We start from the raw sequence: 14,581 nt of genomic DNA, 5'->3' as shown, positions 1-14,581 counted from the left end.
AAGAAGCTGAAGAGCAGACAGAATTTGACGTAATTCTTACTGCTCCAGGTGGATCTAAGCTTGCTGTAGTTAAGCTTGTAAAAGAACTTACAGGTCTTGGTCTTAAAGACGCTAAAGCATTAGTAGATGGTGCTCCAGCTCCAGTAAAAGAAGGAGTAGCTAAAGACGAAGCAGAAGCTCTAAAATCACAATTAGAAGAAGCAGGAGCTGAGGTTGAGCTTAAATAAGCTTAGCACAAGCAATATTATTTAGGTTTAGACCTCAGGAATTACTCCTGGAGGTCTAAACCATTTTGCGTATATAGAACTCAACGTTTAACAAGCGCACTATTTTTTATATAATAAATTATAATCCCGTCCATTGATGTTAGCAAAGCAAACTGAAAGATTGAGTTTCTCTTCTGTTAAGAATAAGCCTGCTTATCCGGACTTTCTGGATCTGCAGATTAAGTCTTTTCAGGACTTCTTTCAATTAGAGACAAAATCAGAAGCGCGGGGAAATGAAGGTCTTTACAACACCTTCCTAGAAAACTTCCCCATTACGGACACCCGTAATCAATTTGTACTAGAATTCTTAGATTATTTTGTGGACCCACCAAGATACTCCATCCAGGAATGTATCGAACGTGGATTGACCTACAGTGTACCACTTAAGGCTAGACTTAAATTATACTGTACCGACCCTGAACACGAAGATTTTGAAACAATCGTACAGGACGTATACTTGGGAACTATCCCATATATGACACCTAGTGGAACTTTCTGCATTAATGGTGCTGAACGAGTTGTAGTATCTCAGCTACACCGTTCTCCAGGGGTTTTCTTTGGACAATCATTCCATGCAAATGGAACAAAACTTTATTCTGCCCGTGTAATTCCTTTCAAAGGATCATGGATAGAATTTGCGACCGATATTAATAGCGTTATGTATGCTTATATCGACCGTAAGAAAAAATTACCTGTAACAACTCTTTTCCGTGCAATTGGATTTGAGCGTGATAAGGATATTCTTGAAATCTTCGACCTTGCGGAAGAAGTGAAGGTGTCCAAAACAGGACTTAAAAAATACCTTGGTCGTAAATTAGCGGCCAGAGTACTTAATACATGGTATGAGGATTTCGTAGATGAAGATACTGGTGAGGTTGTTTCAATCGAACGTAACGAAATTGTTCTTGACCGTGATACTGAACTTGAAAAAGATCACATAGAAGAAATTCTTGAAACCGGATCTAAAACTATCCTACTGCATAAGGAGGATAACCAGACTGGTGACTATGCGATCATTCACAATACATTACAAAAGGATCCTACTAACTCTGAAAAAGAGGCAGTAGAACATATCTACCGCCAGCTACGTAATGCTGAACCGCCAGATGAGGAAACTGCTCGTGGAATTATCGACAAGCTTTTCTTCTCAGACCAGCGTTACAGCCTTGGAGAAGTTGGTAGATATAGAATGAACAAAAAACTTGGTCTTGAAGTTGAAATGGATAAGCAAGTGCTTACCAAATTGGACATCATTACCATCGTTAAATATCTTATCGAGCTTATCAACTCTAAAGCTGAGATCGATGATATTGATCACTTATCTAACCGTCGTGTTAGGACTGTAGGTGAGCAACTATCTCAGCAGTTTGGTGTTGGTCTTGCACGTATGGCAAGAACAATCCGTGAGAGAATGAACGTTCGTGATAACGAGGTGTTTACTCCAATCGATTTGATCAATGCGAAGACATTATCTTCTGTGATCAACTCATTCTTTGGAACAAACCAGTTATCTCAGTTCATGGACCAGACGAACCCTCTTGCAGAAATCACGCACAAGCGTAGACTTTCAGCATTAGGACCAGGTGGTTTATCAAGAGAAAGAGCAGGGTTCGAGGTACGTGATGTTCACTATACTCACTACGGAAGACTTTGTCCTATTGAAACTCCTGAGGGACCAAACATTGGTCTTATTTCATCACTTTCGGTTTATGCTAAAGTAAACGGAATGGGATTCATCGAAACACCATATAGAAGTGTAACCGATGGTAAGATCAACATTTCCGAAGAGCCTATTTACCTAAGTGCTGAAGAGGAGGAAGGTAAAAAGATTGCTCAAGCCAACATTCCATTAAAGGATGATGGTACTATAAATACAGATCGTGTAATTGCACGAATGGAAGGCGACTTCCCGGTTGTAGATCCAAATGAGATCCACTATACCGATGTTGCACCGAACCAGATATCATCTATCTCTGCATCCCTTATTCCCTTCTTGGAACATGATGATGCCAACCGTGCGTTGATGGGATCGAACATGATGCGTCAGGCTGTACCACTTTTAAGAACAGATTCCCCTATCGTTGGAACTGGACTTGAAAGACAGGTTGCAACAGACTCTCGTGTATTGATCAATGCCGAAGGTGAAGGAGAGGTTGAGTACGTTGATGCGAACAAGATTGTGATTAAGTACGATCGTACGGACGAAGCAAGGATGGTAAGTTTTGATGATGATTCAAAATCTTACAACCTTATTAAATTCCGTAAAACTAACCAGGGATCCTGTATCAACCTGAAGCCAATTGTTAGTGTTGGGGATAGAGTTACTAAAGGACAGGTACTTTGCCAGGGTTATGCAACCGAGGAAGGTGAGCTGGCTCTTGGTAGAAACATGAAGGTTGCCTTCATGCCTTGGAAAGGTTATAACTTTGAGGATGCGATTGTAATTTCAGAAAAGGTGGTAAGAGATGATATATTCACCTCTATCCATATTGATGAGTACTCTCTTGAAGTTAGAGATACCAAACTGGGTAACGAAGAATTGACTAATGATATTCCTAATGTTTCTGAAGAGGCTACTAAAGACCTTGATGAGCACGGAATGATTAGAGTTGGTGCTGAAGTGAAGCCTGGTGATATTCTTATTGGTAAGATCACTCCTAAAGGAGAAAGTGATCCTACGCCAGAAGAAAAATTATTACGTGCGATCTTTGGTGACAAAGCTGGCGATGTAAAAGACGCTTCTCTTAAAGCTTCTCCATCACTTAGTGGTGTTGTTATCAATAAGAAATTGTTCGCAAGAGCGATCAAGGATAAACGTAAGAGAGCTCAGGATAAAGAAGATGTTGCGGCATTGGAGAAAAAGTACGATGCTAAATTCGCTAATTTAAAAGCTGAACTTATTGAGAAGCTATTCGCCATTATTGGTGGAAAGACTGCTCAGGGAGTACAGAATGATCTTGGTGAAGAAGTAATGCCGAAAGGTAAGAAGTACACTCTTAAGATGCTTAACGCTGTAGACGATTATGCTCACTTAACTACGGGTACATGGACTACAGATGATCATCTTAATGAACTTGTAGCTGATCTTTTACATAATTATAAAATCAAGGAGAACGATCTTCAGGGTAACCTTAGAAGAGAGAAATTCACCATATCTGTTGGAGATGAACTTCCATCAGGAATTCTTAAACTGGCTAAAGTTTATATCGCTAAGAAGCGTAAACTTAAAGTAGGGGATAAGATGGCAGGACGTCACGGTAACAAAGGTATTGTTGCTAGAATCGTGCGCCAGGAAGATATGCCATTCCTTGAGGACGGGACACCAGTAGACATCGTATTGAACCCACTTGGGGTACCATCGCGTATGAATATTGGACAGATCTACGAAACAGTTCTTGGATGGGCTGGACAGAAGAACGGGAAGAAGTACGCAACACCAATTTTTGATGGTGCTACTATTGAAGAGATCAATGATCTAACCGACAAAGCTGGAATACCTAGATATGGTCATACTTATCTTTATGATGGTGGTACCGGGGAAAGATTTGACCAGCGTGCAACTGTTGGTGTGATCTACATGCTTAAGCTTGGTCATATGATCGACGATAAGATGCATGCTCGTTCTATTGGACCATACTCACTTATTACTCAGCAACCGCTTGGTGGTAAGGCACAATTTGGTGGTCAGAGATTTGGAGAGATGGAGGTTTGGGCTCTTGAAGCTTACGGAGCATCTAGTACTCTAAGAGAAATTCTAACAGTGAAGTCTGATGACGTTATTGGTAGAGCTAAGACTTACGAGGCTATTGTGAAGGGTGAGCCAATGCCGGAACCAGGATTGCCGGAATCTTTCAACGTACTTATGCACGAATTGAAAGGTCTAGGTTTGGATATTAAACTTGAAGAATAACATTCAGTATTTACCGGGACGTTTCGGCGTCCCGTCTAAACTGAATATTCACAATAATTAGCAGCAGTTATTATGGCTAGAAATAATGATAAAAATACAGTACAGAGGTTTAACCAGATCTCTATAGGTTTAGCTTCTCCAGAGTCCATCCTTGCGGAATCTCGTGGTGAAGTTCTTAAGCCTGAAACGATCAATTACCGTACGCACAAACCAGAGCGTGACGGTTTGTTCTGTGAGCGTATTTTTGGTCCTGTAAAGGATTATGAGTGTGCCTGTGGAAAATACAAAAGAATCCGATATAAAGGAATCGTTTGTGATCGTTGTGGTGTGGAAGTTACAGAGAAAAAGGTTCGTAGAGATCGTGTAGGTCATATCAACCTTGTAGTACCTGTAGCACATATCTGGTATTTCCGTTCTTTACCTAACAAAATTGGTTATTTGCTAGGTCTGCCGTCTAAAAAACTTGACATGATCATCTACTACGAAAGATATGTAGTGATTCAGGCAGGTAATGCGACAGATGAAGAAGGGAAAGCTCTACAAAAAATGGACTTCCTTACTGAAGAAGAATATCTAAATATATTAGATGAACTTCCTCAGGAGAACCAATACCTGGACGATAGCGATCCAAATAAATTTATCGCTAAGATGGGAGCTGAATGTCTAATCGAGATCCTCAAGAGAATCGATCTTGATGAGCTATCTTATGAACTAAGACATAAAGCGAATAACGAAACTTCGAAGCAACGTAAAACTGAAGCACTTAAACGTCTTCAGGTTGTGGAAGCTTTCCGTGATGCGAACAAGAATAGAGAGAACAATCCAGAGTGGATGATCATGAAAGTTGTGCCGGTAATCCCGCCAGAACTTAGACCTTTGGTGCCTCTTGATGGTGGTCGTTTCGCGACTTCAGATTTAAATGATCTTTACCGTCGTGTTATTATTCGTAACAATCGTTTAAAAAGATTAATGGAGATCAAAGCTCCTGAAGTAATTTTACGTAATGAAAAACGTATGCTTCAGGAATCTGTAGATTCATTATTCGATAATACAAGAAAATCTTCAGCAGTAAAAACTGACTCTAACCGTCCTCTTAAATCACTTTCAGATTCATTGAAAGGTAAGCAAGGTCGTTTCCGTCAGAACTTACTTGGTAAGCGTGTGGATTATTCAGCACGTTCTGTAATCGTTGTAGGACCAGAGCTTAAAATGTTTGAGTGTGGTCTTCCGAAGAATATGGCAGCCGAGCTTTACAAGCCTTTTATCATCAGAAAACTGATAGAAAGAGGTATCGTTAAAACAGTGAAGTCTGCGAAGAAGATCATAGACAAAAAAGAACCTGTAGTTTGGGATATTCTGGAAAATGTGCTTAAAGGGCATCCGGTACTATTAAACCGTGCTCCTACGCTTCACCGTCTGGGAATCCAGGCATTCCAACCTAAACTTATTGAAGGTAAGGCAATTCAGCTTCACCCACTTGCATGTACTGCATTCAACGCCGATTTCGATGGTGATCAGATGGCAGTTCATTTACCACTTGGGCCAGAGGCTATTTTGGAAGCGCAGTTATTAATGCTGGCTTCTCATAATATTTTGAACCCTGCGAACGGTTCTCCAATTACAGTACCTTCTCAGGATATGGTCTTGGGTCTTTACTATATGACCAAACATAAGATTGGTACGAAAGAGGAGCCGGTAAAAGGTGAAGGACTTACATTCTATTCTGCGGAAGAGCTAGTTATTGCTTACAACCAGAAGCGTGTAGACCTTAATGCAGGTATTAAGATTAGAACTAAAGATTTCAACGAAGAGGGTGAATTGGTTTACATGATCAAGGATACCACTGTTGGTAGAGTATTATTTAATGAAGCTGTTCCTGAAAAGGCCGGTTACATCAATGAAGTACTTACTAAAAAATCACTTCGTGAGATCATTGGTAATATTCTAAGAATTACTAGTGTTCCTGAAACCTCAGAATTCCTTGATGAGATCAAAGGTCTTGGATATGGATTCGCTTTCCGTGGTGGGCTATCCTTCAGTTTAGGTGATATTATTATACCTGAAGAGAAGCAATCCATGATTGATGAAGCAAATGAACAGGTTGAAGGTATCATTGGTAACTACAACATGGGTCTTATTACTAACAATGAACGTTATAATCAGGTAATTGATATCTGGACTTCTACGAACGCAGGTCTTACAGATCTTGCAATGAAACGTATCCGTGAAGATAAGCAAGGGTTTAACTCTGTGTATATGATGCTTGATTCTGGTGCGCGTGGTTCGAAGGAACAGATTCGTCAGTTAACCGGTATGCGTGGATTGATGGCTAAACCTAAGAAATCCAACTCTGGTGGTGGTGAAATTATTGAAAACCCAATTCTTTCTAACTTTAAGGAAGGTCTTTCAATTCTTGAATACTTTATCTCTACCCACGGTGCGCGTAAAGGTCTTGCCGATACCGCTCTTAAAACTGCGGATGCTGGTTACCTAACCCGTCGTCTGGTAGATGTTTCACAGGATGTGATCGTTAATGAAGATGACTGTGGAACTTTAAGAGGTGTAGAAGTTAAGCCACTTAAGAAGAATGAGGAGATCGTTGAATCATTAGGAGAGAGAATCCTTGGACGTATTTCTCTACATGATGTAGTAAATCCTTCAACAGAAGAACTTATAGTTGGAACGAACGAGGAGATTACTGAGGAAATTGTAGCTAAGATCGAAGCTGCGCCAATCGAGAGTGTAGAAGTACGTTCACCACTTACTTGTGAGGCGAAGAAAGGAATCTGTATCAAGTGTTACGGTAGAAACCTTGCAACCAACAAGATCGTACAAACAGGTGAAGCTGTTGGTGTTGTTGCTGCACAATCCATTGGAGAACCTGGTACACAGCTTACATTACGTACCTTCCACGTTGGAGGTATTGCAGGTAACATTTCTGAAGACAATAAACTTGAAGCAAGATTTGATGGTGTTGCAGAGATCGAAGATCTAAAAGTTGTAAAAGGTGAAGCCCCTGATGGTGGAACTGCAGACATCGTGATCTCCCGTACTGCTGAACTAAAAATTAAGGATAAGAAAACAGGTGTTGTATTAAGTAATAACAACATTCCTTACGGTTCTCAGATCAATATCGAGAATGGCGCCAAGGTAACTAAAGGTGATGTCATCTGTACCTGGGATCCATATAACGGTGTAATTATTTCTGAATTTGCCGGTAAGATCAAATACGAAAATATCGACCAGGGTGTTACTTACCAGGTTGAGATTGATGAGCAGACAGGATTCCAGGAGAAAGTGATCTCTGAATCCAGAAACAAGAAGTTGATCCCAACATTACATATCTTAGGGAAGAAGGATGAAGTGATTCGTTCTTACAACCTACCGGTAGGAGCTCACCTTATGGTGGACAATGCTGAAAAGATTGGTGTAGGTAAGATTTTGGTTAAGATTCCGCGTAAATCATCTAAGGCGGGTGATATTACAGGGGGTCTTCCAAGAGTAACTGAACTTTTCGAAGCTCGTAACCCTTCCAATCCAGCAGTAGTTTCTGAAATTGATGGTGTTGTTTCCTTCGGAAAGATTAAGAGAGGTAATCGTGAGATCATTGTAGAATCTAAACTGGGAGAGGTTAAGAAGTATCTAGTGAAACTTTCTAACCAGATCCTTGTTCAGGAAAATGATTACGTGAGAGCGGGAATGCCACTTTCAGACGGATCTATTACTCCTGAAGATATTCTAAATATTAAAGGACCAAATGCGGTACAACAGTATCTTGTAAACGAAGTTCAGGAAGTTTACCGACTACAGGGTGTGAAGATTAATGATAAGCACTTTGAAGTTGTTGTAAGACAAATGATGCGTAAAGTAAGAATTGTTGATCCAGGTGATACGATCTTCCTTGAGAATCAACTAGTCCATAAAGCTGATTTCATTGACGAAAACAATAAGTTATTCGGAATGAAAGTAGTTGAAGACGCTGGTGATTCAGAAAGATTGAAAGCTGGACAGATCATTACTCCACGAGATCTAAGGGATGAGAATTCAATTCTTAGAAGAGAGGATAAGAATCTTGCAAGTGCAAGAGACGTGATCACTGCAACTGCTAATCCAGTACTTCAGGGTATAACGAGAGCATCGCTACAGACTAAGTCATTCATCTCGGCTGCTTCCTTCCAGGAAACAACTAAGGTGTTGAACGAAGCTGCAGTTAATGGTAAGATCGACAAACTTGAAGGATTGAAGGAAAATGTAATTGTTGGACATAGAATTCCAGCAGGTACAGGTATGAGAAAGTACGATAGTATTATTGTTGGTTCTAAAGAGGAATTTGACGAAATACTTGAGAAGAAACAGGAAGTTAATTATAACTAATTCCCTGATAAGTTTATCTTAAAAGGCTCCGCTCACCGCGGAGCCTTTTTTATTTATACTCATCTTTGCAGCATGAAGAAATTTATGAAAGAGATACTGCAGTATTCTCATGAGACGAACCTTGAAATCATTTCAAAATTCAACGATGGAGATCTGCATTATGTGATCACAGAAAGTTCCAAAAAACTTATATCCCATATTTTAAATTCCCAGACCATATGGAATAATAGAATCAATGGTGGTGAAGTGATTGATGTCTGGAAAGTTTGGGAACCTGAGAAATTGAAAGAGATCGAAGAGCGTAATTATCAGATTGCTCTAAAAATTCTGGAAGAGAGAGAACTGGATGAAATTATTTCATTTTCAGACACTAAAAATAAATCCCAACAGAATTCAATCAGTGATATAATATTCCACGTGGTGAATCGCGCTACTTATTATCGTGGGCAGATTGCAGCTGAATTCAGGGAAAAGAAGATAGAGCCTGTAAGTGGCGATTTTGTTAACTACAAGAGAAAAGCCTAAGCAATATTTTATATCTTATGAGCTTAAAAATTAAATTATGAGTGACGACAATAAAAAGAATCTGGATAAAGGTAAGATCAATATAGAATTAGATGAGGCGGTTGCAGAAGGAACCTATTCCAATCTCGCTATTATCAATCATTCGGTATCTGAATTTGTAGTTGATTTTGTGAATATCATGCCGGGAAGACCTAAAAGCAAAGTGAAATCGAGGATCATCCTGACTCCTCAGCATGCTAAGCGTTTATTGAAAGCTCTGGGGGATAATATCCAACGCTTTGAGAAAGCTCATGGAGAGATCAAGGATTACGATAAAGCGCCAGTACCACTAAATTTCGGACCAACCGGTCAGGCTTAATTTAGTGCAAATACTTCAGTAAAAAGATTTCTATGGTATGGTTCAATCTCCAGACTTTGGAAATCTTTTTATTTATATTTCGCAAAATATATTTTTGCAGCTTTCATAACACGGGGAGCCATAATTAGAGTAGCAATCATTGTAGGAATCGCCATTAATGCGAAAAACCCATCAATAAGATTCAGAATAAAGCTTAAAGATGTCGTGGCTCCTACGAGAATACTAAGAACATAGACGTAATTGTAATACTTCTTATTTTCAGCACCAGCCAGGAATGATAAACATTTTGTTCCGTAGTATGAATAGGAGAATAGCGAGGAAACGCTAAAAGCTAGTATACAAAGCAGCAATAGATAATTTCCAACATATGGTATTGCTTCGTCAAAGGCTGCCGCTGTCAGGCTTACTCCGTTGACATCTTCAGTTTGCCAGACGCCAGTGACCAGAATAGCCATTGCCGTTAGCGTGCAAACAACCAGTGTGTCTATTGCCGGTCCCAGCATAGCTATAAGCCCTTCGCGAACAGGTTCAGATGTTTTACTGGCTCCATGCGCCATCGTAGCAGTTCCAATTCCAGCTTCATTAGAAAATGCGCCTCTACGTATCCCAAGCAGGATCAAGCCTCCCAAAACACCTCCTAGCAAGGGATCACCTTTATAATTTTCCGCAGCAAAAGCGTCGGTAAAGATCATGCTAAAATAACTGAGTACCACATCATAATGCACGAACAGTATGGCGACCACAGAAATGAAATATAGAAGCACCATTGCTGGTACTAATTTCGAAACCGTTTTGCTAATACGATCCAATCCGCCTATAATGACAATGGTGGTGATTATAGTCAGGAGAATTCCTATGACCAGACTTGTTCCAAAGCCTGTTTGCACCCCATTAGGCTCGAGCAGAATATAATTAATAGCCTGGGTTAACTGATTTACATTGAAAACTGGCAGTGCACCTACCAGACCGGCGACCGCAAAAAAGGCAGCCATCGGTTTCCATTTCTTACCGAGCCCTTCAACGATAAAATACATCACACCCCCCTGGATCTTTCCTTCGGAATCCTTTCCACGATACATAACCGCAAGGGTATTGGTAAAAAACTTCGTAGCCATACCAACGATCGCACTTATCCATAACCAGAAAATAGCGCCAGGTCCACCAACTGCAATAGCAACGGCCACACCCGCAATGTTTCCCATTCCAACGGTGGAGGATAGCGCCGTGGATAAAGCCTGAAAATGGTTAATATCGCCTGGGTCATCAGGGTTATTATATTTCCCCCGAAGTACTTCTACAGAATGCCCTAAATAGCGAAAAGGTAAAAAACGTGAATAGATCAGGAGATAGATTCCGCCACCAATTAACAAAATTACAAGTGGTATTCCCCAAACGAGGGATGCGAAATCTGCAATGAACTGATCTATCTGGGACATAGTAAAGATTTTTCCCGAAAATAGTGAATTTTATAAGTCTATTTTCAGGATGTTTTAGTTTCTACGATTATCAATATTTCTAGTAATTCTAAAATTCAGATGTACTATGGAATTTGATAGAAGGGTATTTTTGCTGAGTCATTTGGAGTGAAAACTGCGAATCTGCGAGAAACACTAATTGTCCGGATTTGTCTTTGGCAAGGTATTTTGACTTCACACGTTTAAATTCCTTGAATTCTTCAGACTTCTCATTTTCTGCTTCAACCCAGGTTGCTTTATGTACATTGAGATTTTCATAGGTACACTTAGCCCCGTATTCATGTTCCAATCTGTATTGAATTACCTCGAACTGTAGCGCACCAACCGTTCCAATCACCTTCCTGCCATTAAGTTCCAGGATAAACAACTGCGCAACACCTTCATCCATCAACTGGTCGATTCCTTTTTCCAATTGCTTGGATTTCATAGGATCTGCATTATTGATATATCTGAAGTGTTCTGGTGAGAAGCTAGGAATACCTTTGTACATCAGGTTCTCACCTTCAGTTAATGTATCACCTATCTTAAAACTACCCGTATCATGAAGTCCTACGATGTCGCCAGGGTACGAAGTGTCTACAATTTCTTTTTTCTCAGCAAAGAATGCGTTTGGAGAAGAAAACTTCATGTTCTTATTGTTCCGAACATGTAAGTAATTTTTATTTCGTTCGAACTTACCTGAAACTATTTTTATGAACGCTAATCGATCCCGGTGTTTGGGATCCATATTTGCGTGAATTTTAAATACAAAACCTGTAAACTTTTCTTCTTCTGGTCTTACAAGTCGGGTGTCACTTTCTTTTGGGCGGGGAGGTGGTGCTATTTTGATAAAACAGTCCAGTAGTTCGCGTACACCGAAGTTATTCAGAGCAGATCCAAAAAATACGGGTTGCAATTTACCATCCAGGTAATCCTGCCTGTCAAAATCTGGGTAAACTCCTTGAGCTAATTCCAGCTCTTCACGTAAATTATTAGCAGCTTTATCACCAATTAATTGATCAAGTTCCTCATTCTGCAGGTCATCAATCTCTATAGTTTCTTCAATATCTCTTCTAGGATCCCCGGTGAATAGGTTTACATTTTTTTCCCAGATATTATAGATTCCCTTAAAGTCGTAACCCATCCCGATTGGAAAACTAAGCGGAGTTACTTTTAGATTCAATTTTTGCTCAATTTCATCCAGGAGTTCAAAAGCATCTTTTCCTTCACGATCCATTTTATTGATAAAAACGATCATGGGAATATTCCGCATACGGCAAACTTCCACAAGTTTTTCAGTTTGCTCTTCTACACCTTTAGCAACATCGATCACAACGATCACACTATCTACAGCAGTTAGCGTTCGAAATGTATCTTCAGCAAAATCCTTATGCCCGGGAGTATCCAGGATATTGATCTTGATATCTCTGTATTCAAAAGCAAGTACAGATGTCGCTACCGAGATCCCACGTTGACGTTCGATCTCCATAAAGTCACTCGTAGCTCCTTTTTTTATCTTGTTAGATTTTACAGCCCCAGCTTCCTGGATGGCTCCTCCAAACAAGAGTAGTTTTTCAGTTAAGGTAGTTTTACCGGCATCTGGGTGAGATATGATCCCGAATGTTCTTCTTTTATTAATCTCTTTCTGGTACTGCTTCATAACGGATATTTGCAGCTGCAAAAGTAAGATTATTTTAAGGATTTATGCGCGTGCTAATTTTTTTGAATGATTGCATGAATTGAAGTTTAATGAAATGAAAAAGGAGTCCCTCAAAGACTCCATTTTTTTCATAGCGATCGTTTCCCCAACAATTCGCAAACATATATACGTAAACACGGGATTGATGGTTTTGGAGGAACTGATTGAAATGAAGTTTAGACTGGCTGTATTCTTCGGAAAACTTTAGGAATTGCTTAATCGGCATCCTTATGAAACAAAACCCTGATTTTGTACATTTGAGCTTCAAATTTAATAATGGCGCAGGAAAAAGTAATATTAGTTAACGAAAAAGATGAGCAAATAGGGCTGATGGAGAAGATCGAAGCCCACGAAAAAGCATTGCTTCACAGAGCCTTTTCAGTATTTGTTTTTAATGATAAGCATGAATTGATGATTCAACAAAGAGCTTTGTCGAAATATCATTCACCTGGTCTTTGGACAAACACCTGTTGCAGTCATCAGCGTGAGGGGGAATCCAATATTGAAGCTGGAAAGCGTAGATTGCAGGAAGAGATGGGTTTCTCAACAGAACTTAAAGACACCATTTCTTTTATTTATAAAGCACCATTTGATAATGGTCTTACGGAGCATGAATTCGACCATATTCTCGTAGGATATTTTGAAGGTAAGCCAGATTTGAATCCAGATGAGGTAGCAGAGTGGAAGTGGATGTCTCTGGAAGCTATAGAAAAGGATATGCAAGCCAACCCATTTATTTATACGGAGTGGTTTAAGATCATCTTTGATAAATATTATTCACACATTCAGCAATGAGAGTAACCGTTCACAGAAAAGCTCATTTTAATGCAGCCCATCGATTGTATAGAAAGGACTGGGATGATGCCAGGAATCTCGAGGTTTTTGGGAAATGCAGTAATCCAAATTATCATGGTCATAATTATGAGTTGATTGTCTCTGTGACTGGTAATATCGATCCGGAAACTGGTTTTGTGATGGATTTAAAAATCCTTAAGGATCTTATTAGAACTGAAGTTGAAGATCAATTTGATCATAAGAATCTGAATATTGAAGTGGCTGAGTTTGAAAATCTCAATCCCACTGCTGAGAATATTTCGGTAGTCATATGGAATAAACTTAGGAAACAAATTCAAAAAACACACGATTTGGAAGTTACGCTATATGAGACCCCGCGTAATTATGTTACCTATAAAGGAGAATAATGAAAAAGGGAGATTTAGTGCCAGACCTTAAATTAAAGGATCAGAATCGAAAGGAATTTAACTTTAGAGATCTTGTGGGTGAGAAAGCATTTGTAGTTTATTTTTATCCAAAGGATTTTACTCCGGGATGTACCAAGGAAGCCTGCAGCTTTCGTGATAGTTACCAGGAATTTCAGGATCTGGGTGCTGAGGTTATTGGGATTAGTGCAGATACTACTGCCTCCCATGCGAAATTCAGTGAAAAGTATAATTTGCCATACATTTTCCTTTCTGATAGAGACAAACATGCAAGAAACGCATTTACTGTGAAAGCCAGTCTTCTGGGGCTACTTCCTGGAAGAGAAACCTTTGTTTTTGGTAAGGATGGTAAACTACTGCACAGGTTCAATAGTATGAGCGCTTCGAGACATATGCCTGAAGCACTCGATATTCTGAAAAAATATCAGAATTAAATTTTGATAAAATCATTTTCATTTCGAAAAATAGTTTAAATTCGCAGCCGAAATTAAATGATAATGGCTAGTAAAAGACTGCTTAAGAAAAACGTGAATTATGTAATGGGGGACATCATCGATGCCGCTTATATTCACCAAATGGCTAACCCGAAGAAAGATGACAATAAGTCTGAAGCTATTGTGGACGAAGCTATCAGCGATTACGATGAATTGATCAGAGAGATCAATCGACGTGACGTTGAAAATAAACAGAAACACTTTAGAGATATCGAAAAGGATCTTGAGAAGAAGGCGAAAGACCTTGTCGAGAAACTGAATGCACTTTAATAAGTTGCCGA

General features: G+C 39.6%; 12 protein-coding genes. 10 read left to right on the top strand and 2 right to left on the bottom strand.

The features are described from left to right. From rplL to ACNKXS_RS08985, 5 genes are all read left to right on the top strand, one after another. The coding region (gene rplL / locus ACNKXS_RS09005) for a 50S ribosomal protein L7/L12 (protein WP_417920585.1) at positions 1 to 227 on the top strand (227 nt) is incomplete at its 5' end. A 136-nt stretch (positions 228 to 363) separates the two neighbouring features. Then, the gene (rpoB, locus tag ACNKXS_RS09000; RefSeq protein ID WP_141879179.1) at positions 364 to 4,176 is read left to right on the top strand and encodes a DNA-directed RNA polymerase subunit beta; all 3,813 of its coding nucleotides are present in this window, start codon (positions 364 to 366) and stop codon (positions 4,174 to 4,176) included. Between the two features lie 72 nt (positions 4,177 to 4,248). Continuing rightward, positions 4,249 to 8,550 (top strand): DNA-directed RNA polymerase subunit beta', encoded by a 4,302-nt coding sequence (gene rpoC, locus ACNKXS_RS08995; RefSeq protein WP_417920584.1) that lies wholly within the window; start codon positions 4,249 to 4,251, stop codon positions 8,548 to 8,550. An 84-nt stretch (positions 8,551 to 8,634) separates the two neighbouring features. Next, positions 8,635 to 9,075 (top strand): DinB family protein, encoded by a 441-nt coding sequence (locus ACNKXS_RS08990; protein WP_417920583.1) that lies wholly within the window; start codon positions 8,635 to 8,637, stop codon positions 9,073 to 9,075. Positions 9,076 to 9,112: 37 nt separating this feature from the next. Continuing rightward, positions 9,113 to 9,433, top strand: coding sequence for a DUF3467 domain-containing protein (locus ACNKXS_RS08985; RefSeq protein WP_295181769.1), 321 nt, complete (start codon positions 9,113 to 9,115; stop codon positions 9,431 to 9,433). Positions 9,434 to 9,501: 68 nt separating this feature from the next. Here the strand turns inward: ACNKXS_RS08985 and ACNKXS_RS08980 are convergent, their stop codons facing one another. After that, entirely contained in the window at positions 9,502 to 10,869 is a 1,368-nt protein-coding gene (locus ACNKXS_RS08980; protein WP_417920582.1) for an alanine/glycine:cation symporter family protein, read from the bottom strand. 88 nt (positions 10,870 to 10,957) lie between these two features. After that, complete coding sequence (locus ACNKXS_RS08975) at positions 10,958 to 12,547, bottom strand: peptide chain release factor 3 (protein WP_417920581.1); 1,590 nt, start codon at positions 12,545 to 12,547, stop codon at positions 10,958 to 10,960. A 94-nt stretch (positions 12,548 to 12,641) separates the two neighbouring features. Here ACNKXS_RS08975 and ACNKXS_RS08970 point away from each other — a divergent pair, with 94 nt between their 5' ends. The 5 genes from ACNKXS_RS08970 to ACNKXS_RS08950 all read left to right on the top strand — a co-directional run bounded on the left by ACNKXS_RS08970 (position 12,642) and on the right by ACNKXS_RS08950 (position 14,570). Continuing rightward, positions 12,642 to 12,794 carry a hypothetical protein gene (locus tag ACNKXS_RS08970; protein WP_417920580.1) on the top strand — a complete coding sequence of 51 codons (153 nt, stop codon included), beginning with the start codon at positions 12,642 to 12,644 and terminating at the stop codon, positions 12,792 to 12,794. 68 nt (positions 12,795 to 12,862) lie between these two features. Beyond that, positions 12,863 to 13,381 (top strand): isopentenyl-diphosphate Delta-isomerase, encoded by a 519-nt coding sequence (idi, locus tag ACNKXS_RS08965; protein ID WP_417920579.1) that lies wholly within the window; start codon positions 12,863 to 12,865, stop codon positions 13,379 to 13,381. Beyond that, entirely contained in the window at positions 13,378 to 13,788 is a 411-nt protein-coding gene (locus ACNKXS_RS08960) for a 6-pyruvoyl trahydropterin synthase family protein (protein WP_417920578.1), read from the top strand. The genes idi and ACNKXS_RS08960 overlap by 4 nt, the downstream gene beginning before the upstream one ends. After that, positions 13,788 to 14,240 (top strand): peroxiredoxin, encoded by a 453-nt coding sequence (locus ACNKXS_RS08955; RefSeq protein WP_417920577.1) that lies wholly within the window; start codon positions 13,788 to 13,790, stop codon positions 14,238 to 14,240. The genes ACNKXS_RS08960 and ACNKXS_RS08955 overlap by 1 nt, the downstream gene beginning before the upstream one ends. Positions 14,241 to 14,303: 63 nt before the next feature. Then, on the top strand, positions 14,304 to 14,570 hold the full coding sequence (locus ACNKXS_RS08950; protein WP_141877100.1) for a hypothetical protein: 267 nt from the start codon (positions 14,304 to 14,306) through the stop codon (positions 14,568 to 14,570). Positions 14,571 to 14,581 lie beyond the last annotated feature (11 nt).

The sequence above is a fragment of the Christiangramia marina genome, assembly GCF_048285865.1.
GTDB classification, from domain to species: Bacteria; Bacteroidota; Bacteroidia; order Flavobacteriales; family Flavobacteriaceae; genus Christiangramia; species Christiangramia marina.
This window is presented reverse-complemented; position numbering and strand designations above follow the sequence as displayed.